This window comes from Bradyrhizobium sp. Ec3.3 (assembly GCF_000472925.1).
Taxonomy (GTDB): Bacteria; Pseudomonadota; Alphaproteobacteria; order Rhizobiales; family Xanthobacteraceae; genus Bradyrhizobium.
Window position 1 is genome coordinate 151,349 of the sequence record NZ_AXAS01000006.1, and the last position, 17,255, is coordinate 168,603.

Annotated in this window: 14 protein-coding genes; 5 read left to right on the plus strand and 9 right to left on the minus strand. The window is 65.2% G+C overall.

Annotated elements, in window-relative coordinates; all coding sequences use genetic code 11:
- Positions 1 to 5: 5 nt before the first annotated feature.
- Positions 6 to 1,721, minus strand: coding sequence for an SGNH family hydrolase (locus YUU_RS0107305; protein ID WP_027521807.1), 1,716 nt, complete (start codon positions 1,719 to 1,721; stop codon positions 6 to 8).
- A 160-nt stretch (positions 1,722 to 1,881) separates the two neighbouring features.
- Complete coding sequence (locus tag YUU_RS0107310; protein WP_198031710.1) at positions 1,882 to 3,267, minus strand: lytic murein transglycosylase; 1,386 nt, start codon at positions 3,265 to 3,267, stop codon at positions 1,882 to 1,884.
- Positions 3,268 to 3,471: 204 nt separating this feature from the next.
- On the opposite strand from YUU_RS0107310, the gene YUU_RS0107315 reads away from it, so the two are divergent.
- On the plus strand, positions 3,472 to 4,347 hold the full coding sequence (locus YUU_RS0107315) for a UTP--glucose-1-phosphate uridylyltransferase (RefSeq protein ID WP_027521809.1): 876 nt from the start codon (positions 3,472 to 3,474) through the stop codon (positions 4,345 to 4,347).
- A gap of 135 nt (positions 4,348 to 4,482) precedes the next feature.
- Here YUU_RS0107315 and YUU_RS0107320 read toward each other — a convergent pair whose 3' ends face one another.
- Positions 4,483 to 5,982: a sensor domain-containing diguanylate cyclase gene (locus tag YUU_RS0107320; protein ID WP_027521810.1), complete on the minus strand. Its 1,500-nt coding sequence runs from the start codon at positions 5,980 to 5,982 to the stop codon at positions 4,483 to 4,485.
- 145 nt (positions 5,983 to 6,127) lie between these two features.
- On the opposite strand from YUU_RS0107320, the gene YUU_RS0107325 reads away from it, so the two are divergent.
- Complete coding sequence (locus YUU_RS0107325) at positions 6,128 to 6,394, plus strand: hypothetical protein (RefSeq protein ID WP_027521811.1); 267 nt, start codon at positions 6,128 to 6,130, stop codon at positions 6,392 to 6,394.
- Here YUU_RS0107325 and YUU_RS0107330 read toward each other — a convergent pair.
- Both YUU_RS0107330 and YUU_RS0107335 read right to left on the minus strand, forming a co-directional pair.
- Entirely contained in the window at positions 6,391 to 9,267 is a 2,877-nt protein-coding gene (locus YUU_RS0107330) for an EAL domain-containing protein (RefSeq protein ID WP_027521812.1), read from the minus strand. The two genes, YUU_RS0107325 and YUU_RS0107330, sit on opposite strands and share 4 nt — an antisense overlap.
- A 141-nt stretch (positions 9,268 to 9,408) precedes the next feature.
- A complete protein-coding gene (locus YUU_RS0107335; protein WP_027521813.1) occupies positions 9,409 to 10,407 on the minus strand; it encodes an NAD(P)H-quinone oxidoreductase in 999 nt (332 codons plus the stop codon).
- A gap of 118 nt (positions 10,408 to 10,525) precedes the next feature.
- On the opposite strand from YUU_RS0107335, the gene YUU_RS0107340 reads away from it, so the two are divergent.
- Positions 10,526 to 10,717 carry a DUF1192 domain-containing protein gene (locus tag YUU_RS0107340; RefSeq protein WP_027521814.1) on the plus strand — a complete coding sequence of 64 codons (192 nt, stop codon included), beginning with the start codon at positions 10,526 to 10,528 and terminating at the stop codon, positions 10,715 to 10,717.
- Positions 10,718 to 11,282: 565 nt separating this feature from the next.
- On the plus strand, positions 11,283 to 11,792 hold the full coding sequence (locus YUU_RS0107345; protein ID WP_027521815.1) for a DUF1465 family protein: 510 nt from the start codon (positions 11,283 to 11,285) through the stop codon (positions 11,790 to 11,792).
- Positions 11,793 to 11,927: 135 nt separating this feature from the next.
- Here YUU_RS0107345 and rpmE read toward each other — a convergent pair whose 3' ends face one another.
- A complete protein-coding gene (rpmE, locus tag YUU_RS0107350) occupies positions 11,928 to 12,155 on the minus strand; it encodes a 50S ribosomal protein L31 (protein WP_027521816.1) in 228 nt (75 codons plus the stop codon).
- 196 nt (positions 12,156 to 12,351) lie between these two features.
- On the opposite strand from rpmE, the gene YUU_RS0107355 reads away from it, so the two are divergent.
- Positions 12,352 to 14,202: an ABC transporter ATP-binding protein/permease gene (locus YUU_RS0107355; protein ID WP_027521817.1), complete on the plus strand. Its 1,851-nt coding sequence runs from the start codon at positions 12,352 to 12,354 to the stop codon at positions 14,200 to 14,202.
- A 304-nt stretch (positions 14,203 to 14,506) separates the two neighbouring features.
- Here YUU_RS0107355 and YUU_RS0107360 read toward each other — a convergent pair whose 3' ends face one another.
- The 3 genes from YUU_RS0107360 to YUU_RS0107370 form a co-directional block, all read right to left on the minus strand.
- Positions 14,507 to 14,953, minus strand: a complete 447-nt coding sequence (locus tag YUU_RS0107360) for a GNAT family N-acetyltransferase (protein ID WP_027521818.1) — start codon at positions 14,951 to 14,953, stop codon at positions 14,507 to 14,509.
- Positions 14,953 to 15,981 (minus strand): peptidoglycan -binding protein, encoded by a 1,029-nt coding sequence (locus tag YUU_RS0107365; RefSeq protein ID WP_027521819.1) that lies wholly within the window; start codon positions 15,979 to 15,981, stop codon positions 14,953 to 14,955. The genes YUU_RS0107360 and YUU_RS0107365 overlap by 1 nt, the downstream gene beginning before the upstream one ends.
- A gap of 154 nt (positions 15,982 to 16,135) precedes the next feature.
- Positions 16,136 to 17,155 (minus strand): hypothetical protein, encoded by a 1,020-nt coding sequence (locus YUU_RS0107370; RefSeq protein ID WP_027521820.1) that lies wholly within the window; start codon positions 17,153 to 17,155, stop codon positions 16,136 to 16,138.
- Between the last annotated feature and the right edge of the window lie 100 nt (positions 17,156 to 17,255).

Here is a 17,255-nt window from a genome sequence, read left to right on the forward strand (position 1 = left end):
GCCGACTATCGCGGCGCATTGAATTCCGCCGATCGCCCAACGTTGCCCGGCGGACGCGGGATCGCCGGATTGGGATTCGGATTGCGCGGCGGCTGCGGCGCCAGTTGACGCGGCGGCGATGGCGAACCGAAGCCGAAGAAATCGCGCAACGACGGTGACGGCGTTGCCTGTGCCGGTTGCTGCACCGGCGGCTTCTTCGGCGCGAGCTTTGGCGGGGCGATCGCGGCAGCAGCAGCATTCGGCGCAGTCCCCGCGGTTGGATTGGCAGCGCCGCCCTCAGGCGTCGTCGCCGCGACCGGCGTATCGCCCTTGGCCTGCTCGCGACCGACCTCGCGCCGTGGCCAGGCATAGTCGTCGGCGCGGCCTGCCGGAGGCGTCAGCGGCTCGCCCTTCACCAGCGTCTTGGCCGCGAGTGCATCGACGGCGGCCGGACGCGATCCCGGTCCGCCCAACAATTGATCGGCGGAGATCGAGGCCGCAACCAGCGGCACGATCGGCCCGGCAAGCGGCCGCGGCGCGGGCTTGCCGGGCTCGGCGCTGGTGTCCGGCGTTGCCGGCTCGCTCGGCAGTGCGATCGGGCCTGAGCGCCCCGCCAGCAGACGCGTAATCTCGCGCTCGACATAGTGCGCGAGCTTGCGTGCGCCGGCCTTGGTGAAATAGACGCCATCAGAGGTACGGAGCTGACGGATCTGGCCTTCGAAGTCGGGGCCCTTCTGGAGGAAGCGGCCTGCTTCATCGACAAAGCCGTCCCAGACGTCGACATAGGTGATGCCGGCCTTGGCCGCGCCTTCGCGATAGAGCGAGTCCAGGAACAGCATGTCCGCCGTACCCTTCGGACCGCGAATTGCGGGCAGGCCGACCCAGAGCACCGGCACGCCCTTGGCCTTGAGCACGCCGATCAGCTCCTCGATTTTCTTGCCGTAGAGCTCGACCCAGCGGTCGTCGCGGAATTCATAGAGCCCGTTCGGCGAGCGCGCGGTCTTTTCCGGCGCCGCGGTCTGCGGCGCATCGGCATTGTCGGCGTCGTCCTGCGGCAGGTCGGTGTCTGCCGGCTTGTCGTCGGGTTTGGCGGCCGCATCCGGGCCGGGCTTGGTGTCGGTCTTGGCGTCGCCCGGCTTGCCTTGCGGCTTGGCGCGCGCACCCTTGTCGTTCTTCTTGTCGGCAGGCTTGTCGGATTTGTCCGCCGCCGGCTCGCGGATCGCCAGGCGGTCGTTAAGGCCGAGCATGATAACGATGACGTCGGGCTTCTCGGTTTCGAGAATGCCCTTGGCTGCGGCGGCCCAGTCCGAGGGCTCACCCTTTGGCTGGTACTTGATCAGGCCGGACGAGGTCTTGTGCTTGCGGATCACGCCCATGTCGGGCTGCTCGGTGTAGGCGTCTTCCAAACCATAGGCGAGCCAGTCCGCCATGGCGTCGCCGATCACCAGCACATTGCGCTCGGCGACCGTATCGCGCTTGGCCGGTGCCGGCGCGCGAGAAAAATCCTGGCGAGGTGCTTGCTGCTGTGGCTGCTGGAAGGGCGCGAAGAAGTCGCCGCCGAACCAGCCGCCGCCTCCGCTGCGCGGCGGCGCGGGCCGCGACGGTCCGCCGAAGCCGGGGAAGTTGAAGAACTGCGCCGACGCAGGGCCGGCCACCGACACCATGATCGCAAGCGCCGTCCCCAGCGCGATCAACGGGCCGGTCTCGGTCAGGGCCTTGAAAAATGATTTCGGCTTCGACATGCGGTTCTGAGGCGCGCGCCACGGTTTCGGAATAGGCTCGATATAATAACGGAATCGGGCCGCAAACGGGCAGATTTGATTGCGCCATACACCGGGGAACTGCCGCCCTCGTCAAGGGCGGAGGCCGGATTTCATGTTCAGGGTTACTTTCGGGACTGATTTATCGCCCGCGCAGCCGTTCCAGCATGTCGGAGGAGGCAAATCCGTCCGCGGGAGCCCCGATCGAGGCCTGGAAGTTGCGCAGGGCGTCCCGGGTCTGGCCGCCGAACTGGCCGTCAGGTGTGCCCTTGTAGAAGCCACGCTGGGCCAGGAGCTGCTGCAATTCCAGCCGCTCGGCGCGGGACAGTTCCCGCTCCTGCCGCGGCCAGGGCTGCACGAAGGGCTGGCCGCCCCGCAGCCGGTCGGCGAAATGGCCGATCGCCAGCGCATAGGCCTCGGCCGGGTTGTACTTCATGATCACGCGGAAATTCTGGAGCATCAGGAAGCCCGGCCCTTGTGCCCCGGCGGGCGTCAGCAGATAGGCTTTGTCGGCCGGCTGCGGGAAGGGCTGGCTGGTCGCGCGCTTGATCCCAAGCTTCTCCCACTGCGCGATCGTCATTGCCTTGGCCCGATCCGCCAGCATGTAGTTGAAGCCCTGCGGCACCACGACCTCGTAGCCCCAGCTCGCGCCGCTCTGCCAGCCGTCCTTCTTCAGATTGTTGGCGGTGGAGGCGATCAGGTCGGCCGGATTGTCGACCACGTCGCGCCTTCCGTCGCCATCGGCATCCACTGCAAAGCGCTTGAACGCGGTCGGCATGAATTGCGTCGGGCCGAACGCGCCGGCCCAGGAGCCGCGCATCTGATCAGGGTTCAGATCGCCACGGTTGAGGATCTCCAGCGCGGAGAGGAATTCGTCCCTGAAATAGGCCTGGCGGCGGCCGATGCAGGCCAGCGTCGCAGTGGATTGCAGCACGCTGCGGTCGCCCATCTGGGTCGAGTAGTTGGATTCGATGCCCCAGATCGCCGCGATGATATAGCGGTCGACGCCGTAGGCTTTCTCGGTGGCGTCGAACTGCGCCTTGTACTTGGCGAGGATCTCCTTGCCCTTGGCGAGGCGGTTGTCGTTCACGAGGATGTCGAGATAGTCCCAGATCGACTTGGTGAACTCCGGCTGCGAATCCAGCAGATCCATGATGCGCAGGTCGGGCGTGAGCCCGGCGGTGAAGCGCTGAAAATTCTCCTGCGTGATGTTGCGACGTGCGGCATCAGGCCACATCGATGCCACGCAATTGTCAAAATTGGCGGCGGCCTCGCGGATCGCGGCTGCAGTCATCAGGGGATGGCCGGAAGCGCCGTCCTCGCCGCTCCAAGATTGACTTCCCGCCTGCGCGCCGCCTTGGGCCGGCGCGGGCTGCGTAGACGACGGGGTTTGGCCGGAAAAAATGCCGCCGAACAGGTTGGACAGGCCGTTTGATCCCTGCGCACGCGCCTGAAGCGGGCACAGGAGGGCGGCCGCAACCAGGGTTGCGCCGGTCAGTCCTGCAAGTCCTGCCATCGATCGCGTCATGTCCCACCTGTGCGGCCAAAATCCGGCTGCAGGAGGCCCTTGTTACGGTTGCCAATACCTTAACAAAGGTGAAATTTTGTAGGCGGCCCTTTCCTTTGGAATCCCGGGGCAGGGCCCAACATCCGCCTTTGTTACCGGCTGCAAACCGGCTAGCAAGATGTCATTGCTCCACGCCCGCACGTCCCAAGGTATTCGATCAATCCCATGAAAATCCGTAAAGCCGTATTCCCCGTCGCCGGCCTCGGCACCCGCGTGCTGCCCGCCACCAAGGCGATGCCCAAGGAAATGCTCACCATCGTCGACAAGCCGCTGATCCAGTACGTCTATGACGAGGCGAGAGAGGCCGGCATCGAGCATTTCGTCTTCGTCACCGGGCGCAACAAGAACGTCATAGAAGACCATTTCGACCGCATGTTCGAGCTCGACTCTACGCTCGCCGCGCGCGGCAAGAAGGCCGAGCAAGAGGTTTTGGCGCAGAACCAGCCCGAGGCCGGTGCCGTAAGTTTCACCCGCCAGCAGGCGCCGCTCGGCCTCGGACATGCGGTCTGGTGCGCGCGCGACATCGTCGGCAACGAGCCGTTCGCCGTCGTGCTGCCCGATGAGCTCGTGCTCAACACGCCGGGCTGCCTGAAGCAGATGATCGAGGCCGCAAGCCAGCTCGGCGAGAAGTCCAACGTGCTCGCGGTCGAGGCCGTGCCGGACCATCTCACGCATCAATACGGCATCTGTGGCGTTGGAAAACGCACCGGCAGGATCTTCGAGGTCGACGGCATGGTGGAGAAGCCGCCGAAGGGCACCGCGCCCTCCAACCTGTCGATCACCGGCCGCTACATTCTCCAGCCGGAGATCTTCAAGATCCTGGAGACCCAGGAGCGTGGCGCCGGCGGTGAAATCCAGCTCACAGACGCCATGATCGGGCTCGCCAAATCGCAGAAGTTCTATGGCGTCGAGTTCGAAGGCGAGCGCCATGATTGCGGCTCCAAGGCGGGCTTCCTGCGCGCCAACATCGCCTACGCCCTGAAGCGCCCCGAGCTGCGCGACGGCCTGCTCGCGGAGATGAAGAACTATCTGGAGAAGTGATATCGAAGGCGTATACGCATTCGATATCATCCCGGGGCGGTCCGCAGGACCGAACCCCAATGCACAATTGCGCATTGTGGGATCTCGAGATTCCGGGTTCGATGCTTCGCATCGCCCCGGAATGACGGCTTAAACTCACGCCACCAGCGACAGTTTCGGAATGTTTGCGACCACGGACTGATTGCGGCCGCCGGCCTTGGCGGCGTAGAGCGCCTTGTCGGCGGCGGTCACCAGGATGGACCAGTCCATGCCGGCCGCGGGGACGAGGCTGGCGATGCCGCAGGAGACCGTCGTGCTCGCCTGGTCGTCGGACCAGCCCTGCACCTTGCAGCGAATCGTCTCGGCGATCTTGAACGCGGCGGCTTCCGAGGTGTCCGGCAGCAGCACCGCAAATTCCTCACCGCCATAGCGTGCGGGGCAATCGCCGGCGCGGCGCACGGAATCGGAGATGCAGATGGCGATGCCGACCAGCACCTGGTCGCCGGCCTGGTGGCCGAACGTGTCGTTGTAAGCCTTGAAGTGATCGGCATCGATCATCAAGAGCGCGACTGGCGTCTTCTGCCGCATCGCGCGCCGCCATTCGACGTCGATCACGGAATCGAACTTGCGGCGGTTGCGCAGGCCCGTGAGCGCGTCGGTGGTCGCCATCTCCTCGAGCTTGTTCTCCGCCTTGGCGCGCCGGCCGATCTCGCGCGCCAGCACCGCCGTCGAGCCCAGCACGAACAATGCGAGCACCAGCACCACGCCCCCGATGCGCAAGGCCTCCTTCTGCCAGAGCTCGAACACGGCGTTGAGCGGCTTGCCGGCGACGACGAACAGGGGGGGCGTGGTACTGCCGCTGCGGACATAGAGGCGCGGCGTCGTATCCACCGGACCCTGTCCCGCGAACGAACCGCCTTCTTTCAGATTGTCCGCCTTCCAGTTCTGCCGGTCTGCCAGATTTTTGCCGATCACGTCGAGATCGAACGGCCGCCGCATCATGATGGTGCGGTCGCGCTTGAGCACGGTGATGGTGTCCTGCGGATCGAGGCTCAGCCGCTCGAACAGCTCGTGGAAATAGCTGAAGCGGATCGAGCCGGCGACGACCCCCATGAAGCCGCCGTCCTGATCGTTGACCCGCCGGCTCAGCACGATGGCGTAGGCGCCGCGAAACAGCATCGGGCGGCTGATGAACAGCCCTGCATTGGGGTTGTCGCGATGAACCCTGAAATACTCCTCGTCGGCGCGGTTCTCCGGGACCGGGTCGAGCGTGGATGCGTCGATGGTCAGCTTGCCGTCGGCGTCGAACACCTGAATGGCGCCAAAATGCTTGGCGGTCGTGGCGTGGTCGAACAGGATGAGCTGCCGGATCGATTTGCTAACCGTCCCGATCTCGGGCAGCAGCATGTTGCTGGCCACAGCCTTCAGGGACAGGTCGTAGATCTCGATGTTGCGGCTGATGTCGGCCTCGATGGTCGTGGCCAGGTTTTCCAGGGTCTGGCGGGCGAGCGCCTCCTCGCCGCGTCGCATGTCGAGCATCACGTTGACGCAAATGGCGGAAAAGCCGATCACCGTCACGACCGACGAGATGATCAGCAGCTTCGCCGAGATCCGCCACGGCCGCCGGGCCGTGCCTTCGCGCCATCCAGCCAGCATCACTTGCTCCCGACACTAGTGGATGCACCTGAAATCTTGAGTAGTCTTTAAGCTGGGACGCCGGCGTCGCAATCAGTTAAGAAACGGTTTCCGGGGCTAACGCTTTTCGGCAAGGGCGGCCCCCGATGAACGATCGAGGACGACGGTGAACGACTACGACGCGTTGCGCGATTACCTGAAGCGGCAGAAGCAGATGGAGCTCGTGCTGAGCTTTGACCAGATCGAGGAGATCATCGGCGCAGCCCTGCCGCGTGCGGCGCAGCGCGCGTCCTGGTGGGACAGCCTGCGCAGCCCCGACATCCAGATGCCGCAGCGCGAAGCCTGCCTCGCCGCGGGCTTCACCGCGACGCGGATGCCGGACGGCAAGAGCGTGCGGTTCAGGAAGATGCCGAGCGAGAAGCGGCGCTACTAGCTCGCCGCTTCCAGCCGCACTTCCGTGAGCAGGCGCATCGCGGCGTCGGCGTCCATCGGCTCGCCGAAGGCGAAGCCTTGGGCGTATTCGCAGCCGAGCTGGTAGAGCTCGACCGCATCCGAGTCGGTCTCCGCGCCTTCCGCCACTACGTCCATGCCAAGATCGTGCGCCAGCGCGATGATCGATTTCAGGATCACCGGGCGGGTGCCGCGGCTCGTGGTGCGGACGAACGACTGGTCGATCTTGATGGTGTCGAACGGGAAGCGCTGAAGATAGGCGAGCGAGGAATGGCCGGTGCCGAAATCGTCGAGCGACAGCCCGGTGCCGAGCTCGCGGATCCGCGTCAGCATCTGGGCTGCGTGCTCCGGATTCTCCATCACCAGCGATTCCGTCAATTCGAGCTTCAGCGTGCCGCGTGCGACCGAGGAGCGCGACAGCACGGTGCGGATGTCGTGGATGAGGTCGTGGCGCAGCAGTTGCCGCGAGGAGACGTTGACGGATGCGAAGATCGGTTCGCGTGAGCGCATCGCGCGCTGCCAGACCGAGAGCTGCTTTGCGGTCTGGTCGAGCACGAACAGGCCGAGGTCGACGATCAGGCCGGTCTCTTCCGCAATCGTGATGAATTCCGACGGCGACATCCGTCCGAGTTTTGGATGATCCCAGCGCGACAGCGCCTCGAAGCCGGCGATCGAGCGATCTTCCAGCCGCACGATCGGCTGGTAGAGGATCGTCAACTCTTGCCGCTCGATGGCGCGGCGCAGCTCGCTCTCCAGCGTCAGGCGGTCCGTTTTTCGCGCGCGCATCGCGGGCTTATACACATCGATGCGGTCGCCGCCGATGCGCTTGGAATGATACATCGCAAGCTCGGCGTCCTTGATGATCTCATCCGTCAATTGGGTCTGCGGATCGGAGAGCGCGAGGCCGATCGAGGCGGTGAGGAAGATCTCGCGGTCGTTGAAGGCGATCGGCGCGCGGATGGTCTTGCGGATGGTCTCGGCAAAGGCGGTGATGCGGGCCGGATCCTGTTCCGACAAGAGGATCAGGCCGAACTGGTCGCCGGCGAGCCGCGCCAGCGTATCCTGCGGCTTCAGGATGCGGGTGAGGCGGCGGGCGAGTGTGAGCAGGATGGAATCGCCGACCGCGATGCCGACGGAATCGTTGACCTGCTTGAAGCGGTCGAGATCGATCACCATCAGCGTCGGCCGCAGCGTCGGCATGGTCTTGGCGAAATTGGCGACGGCGCCGAGGCGGTCCATGAACAGCTTGCGGTTGGGCAGGCCGGTCAGGTTGTCGTGCACGGAATCGTGCAGCAGGCGCTCTTCGGCATTGCGCAGCTCGGTGACGTCGGTGAGCGTGCCGACGACGCGCGAGACCTCGCCGTCGGAGCCGACCACGGGCCGTGCCTTCAGCGCGAACCACATGAAATGGCCATCCGGAGTGCGCAGGCGGAAATCCTGCACCAGGCGGCCGCGGCGCTGGTCGAGCACGCTGTCGAGCGCGGCGCGGAAGCGATCCTGATCGAGCGGATGCAGCACCTCGAGCCAGGTTGCAGCCGGCCCTTCCAGCGTCCCGCGTTTCAGGCCGAGCAGTGCCTCGGTCTCGGGGCTGGTGAACACCTTGTCGGCGGAAACGTCCCAGTCCCAGATCAGATCGCCGGAGCCGGCGAGCGCGAGCGCCCGCCGCTCGATGTCGGACACGACGCCGGTGGTCGCGCCGCCGCCGGCGAAGGCGTGCTGCATGACCGTGAAGCCGATCAGCATCACGATCAGCACGAGGCCGCCGAGCAGCGCGGGGCCGACGATGTCGTTGGTCACGGAGCCCGCGACCGTCATGCCGGCAGCGACCACCCAGATCACGAGCAGGAACCAGGTCGGGATCAGCAGCACCGCGCGGTCGAAGCCGTGGGTCGAGAGATAGACGATCAGCGCGAAGCCGGCGAAGGCGATCAGCACCAGCGACATGCGCGCAATGCCGGAGGCGACCGCCGGATCGAACAGGGCGAGCGCGACGAGCGAGCCTAAAAAGGCGAGCCAGCCCACGGTGATGTGCGAGTAGCGCACGTGCCAGCGGCTGAGGTTGAGATAGGCAAACAGGAACACCAGCAGTGTCGCGGCCAGAATCGCTTCGCCCGCCGCGCGCCAGATGCGCTCGGCGTTGTTCGACATGTCGAGCACCTTGCCCCAGAAGCCGAAATCGACGCCGATATAGACCAGCACCGCCCAGGCGAGCGCGGCGGCCGCCGGGAACATGATGCTGCCCTTCACCACGAACAGGATGGTGAGCACGAGCGCAAGCAGGCCCGAGATGCCGATCACGATGCCCTGGTAGAGCGTGAACGAGTTGACCTTGTCCTTGTAGGCCTCCGGCTCCCACAGATAGAGCTGCGGCAGCTTGTCGGTACGCAACTCCGCGACGAAGGTGACGACGGAGCCGGGGTCGAGCGTGATGCGGAAGACATCCGCGGTCGCGCTCTCCTGGCGCTCGGGCCGGTCGCCGATCGAGGGCGTGATGGTCGCGATGCGCGACAGCCCGAGGTCGGGCCACAAGAGGCCGGACGAGACGATGCGGTAATGCGGCGCGACGATCAAACGGTCGAGCTGGTCGTCGGTGTTGTTGGCGAGCGCGAATACCACCCAGTTCTGGCCGCCCTCGCGGGCACGCACCTCGATGCGGCGGACGATGCCGTCGGTGCCGGGCGCGGTGGACACCTGGATGCGGTCAGCGTCGCTGCGCTGGTGTTCGAGAACGGCGGTGAGGTCGATCGCGGGCGCGTCGCTGCGGACGCTGACGGCATCGAGCGCGCGTGCAGGCGACGCGGCGACAAGAATCATGAGGCCCAGCGCAATGGGCGCGAGGCACCTGATCAGACGCAAGGTCAGTTCTCCGCGTTCGACGCAAACTCTTCAGTGCTAAGCGAATTTCCGAACGGAACGAGATGGTTCGGCGCTTCACGATAGATGCCACGAAAGCGAGGAAAATCAAAGGGTTTCCGCCGCGCTTGCGGGGCGTGCGGGCTAGACCTCCAACACAATTTTGCCAATATGTGCACTTGTCTCCATCCGCCGGTGCGCGTCCGCCGCCTTTTCCAGCGGGAAAGTGCTGTCCATCAGCGGTTTGATGCGCCCTTCGCGCAAGAGCGGCATCACCTTGGCCTCGATCGCGGCCACCATCGCCGCCTTGTCCGCATTACTACGGGGGCGCAGCGTCGAGCCGGTATGGGTGAGGCGCTTCACCATGACCTTGGCGATGTTGACGTTGACCTTGGGGCCATTGAGGGTTGCGATCTGCACGATGCGGCCGTCGACCGCGGCGGCATCATAGTTGCGGTCGACATAGTCGCCGGCGACCATGTCGAGGATCAGATTGGCGCCGGCATTGCCGGTCTCCGCCTTGACCACGGCGACAAAGTCTTCGTTCCTATAGTTGATCGCGCGGTCGGCGCCGAGCTTGAGGCAGGCATCGATCTTGTCCTGCGAGCCGACGGTGACGATCACCTTTGCGCCGAACGCTTTCGCAAGCTGGATCGCCATGGTGCCGATGCCGGAAGAGCCGCCATGGATCAGCAGCGTCTCGCCGGCCTTCAGGCCGCCGCGCTCGAACACGTTGTGCCAGACCGTCATCAGGGTTTCCGGCAGCGCGCCGGCTTCCTTGATCGACAGCGCCGGCGGCACGCTCATCGCCTGGGCGTCCTGGGCGATGCAGTATTGCGCGTAACCCCCGCCGGCGACGAGCGACATCACCTTGTCGCCAATTTTGTGCCGCTTGGCGTTGCCGCCGACCGCGACCACTTCGCCTGCAACCTCCAGCCCCGGCAGATCGCTGGCGCCGGGCGGCGGCGGGTAGGAACCGGAACGTTGCGCGACGTCGGGCCGGTTCACGCCGGCGGCCATCACCTTGATCAGGATCTCGTCGGGGCCCGGCTGCGGCAGCGCACGCTGCTCCGGCACCAGCACTTCCGGACCGCCGGGCTTGGAGATGGCGACCACGGTCATTTGCGCAGGCAGCTTTTCCATGATTTGTCCTCGATTATCCCTTGGGCCTTATGGGTGCAGGATGAACGAGGCAATGGATTAGCCAGCGGGCCACGCGCTGGCAACCGCTTCGGCTTCGGTTGTGATGGAGGAGCAAACGATGGCGATGGACGACGACGACCGGCCGCGCAAGAAGATCAGCCACGAGATCGGACAGGACCTCTCACTGTTGTCGGTCGAGGAATTGACCGAGCGCATCGCGCTGCTGAAATCCGAGATCGCAAGGCTCGAGGAAGCCGCAACCAAGAAACGCGCCTCGCGCGACGCCGCGAACAGCATTTTCAAGTCGTAGCAACGCGCGCGTCTTGGACGCGTCGGACTGAATTCCCCCGCGTCATTCCGGGTCGGCGCGTCAGCGCCGAGCCCGGAATCCATAACCACAGGCCGTTGAAGCGGGCCGGCTGACAGACCCGGGTTATTCCATCTGCTTGGGGTTATGGATTCTCAGACGCGCAATTGCGCATCATAGCTCGCGACTTCGTCGCGCCCCGGAGTGACGGGTGGAAAAACGTTCCATGAGACCGCTCGGCCAATGGCCGACATGGCTAACGAACCCTCAAAAAATTCGCTCGTTTACGGTCGATTAAGCTTTCGCGATTATGACTGGAACCGTCCTCGTTTGGACACCGAGTGGCTCCTGTCCACTCTGTTTGACGCCTCCCTGTTATCAACTTTCAAAGCCGCCGGTCTCCGGCGGCTCTTTTTTTGCGCCTCACGTGTCCCGCCCTGGTGCAATGAGGCGCGGAAACCATAAACGCGGTTGCCGCTGGACTTCGCGAGGCGCCCGCGCAATGATTTGTTCATCATAAGCCGGCGCCAAAGCCGGATGGTAAACAGTTGCGTAAGGGGCGTTAACCATGGAACGTTTGCAAGCCGACGGCGCTCTCGTTCAACTCAGCGAACGGTTCACCAATTCGGCGGCGTTCAGCGCGTTGTTTCGCGAAGGCATGGACCTGGTGGAGGAGACCGCGGCCTATCTCGACGGCGCGGGCCGTACCGAGGCCAAGGCGCTCGACCGCGCCGTCAGCCTGACCTACGCAACCGAAAGCATGCGCCTCACCACCCGCCTGATGCAGCTTGCCTCCTGGCTGCTGCTGCACCGCGCGGTGAAGGAAGGCGAGATGACACTGGTCCAGGCCAACCGCGAAAAGACCAAGGTCAAGCTGACCGCGGCAGATCCCGGCCCCACCGACACGATCGAGAAGCTGCCGCAGCAATTGCAGGACCTGATCACCCGCTCGATGAGCCTGCAAACGCGCGTGCGCCGCCTCGACACCAGCATCCACACCCCGCCGACGGACCGCATGCCGATCGGCAATCCTCTGGTGCCCCAGCTCAACGCGCTCAAGGCCGCGTTCGAGGGGTAAGCTCAACTCTAACCGTCACCCTGAGGTGCCCGCGAAGCGGGCCTCGAAGAGCGACGGCCCGACTGCTGCGGCCCAAAAAACAAAAACGCCCCTGGTCTCCCGGGGGCGTTTTTCGTCGCGGCCTGATCGGCCGGATCAATCCTTCTTGAGGAAGCCCGAGAACTTCTTCTGGAACCGGGAGACGCGGCCGCCGCGGTCCATGATCTGGGCGGAGCCACCGGTCCAGGCCGGGTGCGACTTCGGGTCGATGTCGAGCTGGAGCTTGTCGCCTTCCTTGCCCCAGGTGGAGCGGGTCTGGTACTCGGTACCGTCGGTCATCACGACGGTAATCGTATGATAATTCGGGTGAATCTCGGCTTTCATGGCAATTCCTCGGCGCCCCGGCGCCTCATTGAGTGGCTAGCGAATGACGGATTTGGGCGGCTCTATACCCCACGAAACCTCGCAAAACAAGCCATTGCGGGGGGCGAACCGGGCTTGCCCCTAAGGGACATCCCGGATTTGCCACTACCCTTGCACCAGCCTATTGGGAGCGGACTAATCCAATGGGTCGGATCTCATGAGCGCACTGGAACGGCTTGATGACCGGTACGTCGATCAGGGCGAGATGAACGCCGCGGACACCCCTTCGATCGAGGCCGAGCTGATCGAGCAGCCGGCCAAAAGCCGCGCAAAGCTGCGGCCGCTGATGGCGCTTGCGCCCTATGTGGGCCGCTATCGCGGACGCGCCGCGCTTGCCTTCGTCGCGCTGACGATTGCCGCGCTGACCACGCTTCTGGTGCCCGTCGCGGTGCGGCGGATGATCGATTTCGGCTTCACGCCGGAAGGCATCGCGCTGATCAACAGCTACTTTGCGGTGATGATCGCGGTCGTCGCTGTGCTCGCCCTCGCCAGCGCTGCGCGCTACTACCTCGTGATGACGATCGGCGAGCGCATCGTCGCCGATCTTCGCCGCGACGTATTCGGCCACCTGCTTTCGCTCTCGCCGACCTTCTTCGACTCTGCGCGCAGCGGCGAGCTGGTCTCGCGGCTCACCGCCGACACCACCCAGATCAAGTCCGCGGTCGGCGCCTCCGTATCGATCGCGCTGCGCAACATGATGATGTTTCTGGGCGCGGTCGCGATGATGGTGATCACGAGCCCACGGCTCTCCGGTTTCGTGCTGCTCGCCATTCCCCTGATCGTGCTGCCGCTTGTCGCCTTCGGGCGCTGGGTGCGGCGGCTGTCGCGCAACGCGCAGGATACGCTTGCGGACGCCTCCGCCTACGCCTCCGAGCTGGTCGGCGCCATCCGCACCGTGCAGGCCTATACCAGCGAGCAGCTCGCCGGAAAGCGCTTCGGCGGCGAGGTCGAGCAGGCCTATGAGGCAGCGCGCACCTCGACCCAGGCGCGCGCGGTGCTCACCGCCATCATCATCTTCATCGTATTCACCAGCGTGGTCGCGATCCTCTGGATCGGCTCGCATGACGTCCTGATCGGCTCGATCACGCCCGGCCGTCTCGGCCAGTTCGTGCTCTACACGGCATTTGCCGCCGCCGGCCTTGGCCAGCTCAGCGAGGTCTGGGGCGAGGTCGCCGCCGCCTCCGGTGCCGCCGAGCGCCTGTTCGAGATCCTGCATGTGCAGCCAGAGATCACCGCGCCGGCAATGCCGCGTGCGCTGCCGTCGCCCGCGCGCGGCGAGGTCGGCTTCGACAGGGTGAGCTTCGCCTATCCGGCGCGGCCCGACGTCAAGGTGCTCGACAGCGTCTCGCTCAACGTGCGCCCCGGCGAGAAGGTCGCGATCGTCGGTCCGTCCGGTGCCGGCAAGAGCACGCTGTTTCATCTGTTGCTGCGGTTCTACGATCCGCGGTCGGGCGCGATTGCGCTCGACGGCGTGCCGGTCAGATCAGTCGATCCGCGCGAACTGCGCGCGCGCATTGCGCTGGTGCCGCAGGAATCGGTGGTGTTCGCGGCCACCGCCCGCGAAAACATCCGCTTCGGCCGGCCCGATGCGACCGACGCCGAGGTCGAGCGCGCCGCCGAGCTTGCGCATGCCGCTGAGTTCATTCGCCGCCTTCCGGAGGGGTTTGAGACCCCGCTCGGCGAGCGCGGCGTGACGCTCTCCGGCGGCCAGCGCCAACGCATCGCGATCGCGCGTGCGATCCTGCGCGATGCACCGCTGCTGCTGCTCGACGAGGCGACGTCCTCGCTGGACGCAGAAAGCGAGACGCTGGTTCAGACCGCGCTGGAAGAGCTGATGAGCCATCGCACCACGATCGTGATCGCCCATCGCCTCGCAACGGTGCTGTCATGCGACCGCATTCTGGTGATGGACCAGGGCCGGATCGTCGAACACGGCACGCATGCCGAGCTGGTCGCAGCCAACGGGCTTTATGCGCGGCTGGCAAGGCTGCAGTTCGAGGGGGCGTGAGTCGTCTTCAAACCAGAACCTCGAAAACAACCCCATGCAAAGTAGCCGAGCGTTCGCCGGCGGCGGGGGCCGAAGTCCCTCAAGCTCCGTCATTTGTGAGCAAGTAGCCGAAAAACTCGGTGTCGTCCTGGCGCAGGCCAGGACCCATAACCCCAGGGAGCGGTTTGGCGAAAGCCGGTCGTTCGGGATTGGCACCGTGCACAACGATAGATTCCGCGGTATGGGTCCTGGCCTGCGCCAGGACGACATTGGGGATGCTTCGTTCCCTGGCAATGACGGCTGAGTGTGGGGCTGGCTGCAGCGCCTACGGCTTCCATTCCATCCGCAGCACCGGACGCCCCGAGGTCGGGTTCACATCATCCCCCGCATGGGCAAAGCCGTTGCGCTCGTAGAAGCGGATGGCGCGGGTGTTGTCCTTGTTGACGAGCAGCGTGACGCCGGTCGGCGAGAGGCGCTTGGCCTCGTCCACCAGAAGCCGCGCCGCATCCGAGCCCCATTGTCCGGGATCGACCACGAGCTGGTCGAGATAGCCTTCGCCGTCGATGGTGACGAAGCCGATCGGCGCGCCATCATCCTGCTCGGCGACGACGATCGCCGCCTTCGGCACGAGGTCCTTGCGCCAGCGCTCGCGCCACCACTCCAGCCGCGCCGCGAAGTCGATCTGCGGATAGGCCTGCTGCCAGGTGCGATGCCACAGCGCGATCGCCGCCGCCTCGTCCTCGGCGCGATAGGGGCGGAGGTGGAAGCTCACTACCGCTCCGTCAGCTTCAGCTCGATGCGGCGGTTGCGCTTGAAGGCGTCCTCGGTGTTGCCGGTGTCGAGCGGCTGGAATTCGGCAAAGCCGGCGGCGACCAGGCGCTCGGCGGGCACGCCGAGCGAGATCAGGTACTGCACCACCGAAATCGCGCGGGCCGATGACAATTCCCAGTTGGATTTGAAGTTGGCGCCGGTGACCGGCCGCACGTCGGTGTGGCCGTCGACGCGGAGCACCCAGGGAATGTCGCTCGGGATCTTGCCGTTGAGCTCATTGAGCGCGCTTGCGACCGTGTCGAGCTCGGTGCGGCCCTCGGGCAGCAGCGTTGCCTGGCCGGTATCGAAGAACACTTCGGACTGGAACACGAAGCGGTCGCCGACGATCCGGATGTCGGGACGGTTGCCGAGGATGGCGCGCAGGCGGCCGAAGAATTCCGAGCGGTAGCGCGACAATTCCTGCACGCGCTGGGCCAAAGCCACGTTGAGGCGAGAACCCAGATCGGCGATCCGCGTCTGCGATTCCTTGTCGCGCTTCTCGGAGGCGTCGAGGGCTTCCTCGAGCGCCGCCAATTGCCGCCGCAGCGCACTGATCTGCTGGTTCAGAACCTCGATCTGTGCCAGCGCCCGTGCGGACACCTGCTTCTCGGAGTCCAGCGCCTTGCTGAGCTCGGTCGTCTTGCCCTGGGCATCGTTGCCGGCGTTGGCGAGGCCTTCATAGAGGCCCTTGAGGCGGTCGCGCTCGGTCTCGGCCGAGGCAAGGCCAGCCTTGAGCTGCGAGACCTGGTCGTCGAGGCTGAGCTTGCCGAGCTTTTCCAGCGACAATAGCTCGTTGAGCTGCGCGATCTTGGCGTTGAGCTGCTCCAGCGCCTTGTCCTTGCCGGTGACCTCCTGCGACAGGAAGAACTGCACGACCAGGAAGACCGAGAGCAGGAACACGATCGACAGCACCAGCGTCGACAGCGCGTCGACGAAACCGGGCCAGTAGTTGAAGGGGCCTTCGCTGCGGCGGGCGCGGGCAAGTGCCATCTCGTTTGTCTCCACTTCCGTGTCCCGGACGCGGTGCAGCGTGCAACGCTGCTCCGCAGAGCCGGGACCCACATCTCAAGTAACGCTGGGCCCCGGCTCAGCAGCGCACCACTGCGTGCTGACTGCGTCCGGGGCAGGGTAGCCCAACGAGTACTCAACTCTTCTCCGGCTGGCGCGCGAGGCGCTCGAGCAGGCGACGGATCTCGCGATTCTGCTCGCCCTGGCCGTCAGCCCATTCGCGGATCATCTGCTGTTCAGTTCGCATATGCGAGACCAGTGCCTGGATGGCCTCGGCAAGGCTCGCCATCGCGGCTGTCGTGCCGCGGCTGGCGTTGCCTTCCTCGAGTACCGAGCGCAGCCGTTCGACGGCAGCCTGAAGCTCGCCCGAGGCCACACCGCCGCCACTGGCGACGGCCGCCACTTCGCCGCTGCCATATTCGCGCACGGTGGTGGCAAGCCAGTCTTCGAGGTCGGTGTAGAAACGGTTCTGGGCCTGGCTCGATTGCAGGTCGAGGAAGCCGAGGATGAGCGAGCCGGCAAGGCCGAACAGCGAGCTGGAGAACGAGATACCCATGCCGCCGAGCGGCGCGGCGAGGCCTTCCTTCAGGGTGTCGAACAGAGCACCGGCGTCGCCGCCAACCTTCAGCCCGTCGATCACCTTGCCGACCGAGCCGACGGTCTCGATCAGACCCCAGAAGGTGCCGAGCAGGCCGAGGAACACCAGCAATCCGGTCATATAGCGGGAGATGTCGCGAGCCTCGTCCAGGCGGGTCGCGATCGAATCAAGCAGGTGCCGCATGGTCTGCTGGGTGATGCTCATGCGCCCGGACCGCTCGCCCCCGAGGATCGCCGCCATCGGGGCCAGCAGTCTCGGATGGCGCGACTGCGCAAGGCCGGGATCGGCGATGCGGAAATTGTTGACCCAGGAGACCTCGGGATAGAGCCGGATGACCTGGCGGAAGGCCAGGATAATGCCGATGAACAGCACGCCGCCGATCAGGGCGTTCAGCCCGGGATTGGCGAAGAAGGCGGTGATGATCTGCTTGTAGAGCACGACCCCGACCAGCGAGCAGAGCACCAGAAACACCAGCATCCGCACCAGGAACACGCTGGGGGAGGACAGTTTGATGTAGTCGATGTCCATGGGGGAGCGGGGCGAAGTGCCAGGCTTCATGGCCGATGTCATCCGTTGCGAAACCTCAAATTGCGGCCCGCACTATGGCACAGCGCGAGCGCAAAAAAAGCTGGGCGGGGTCGATTTCGGGGCTGGGTGG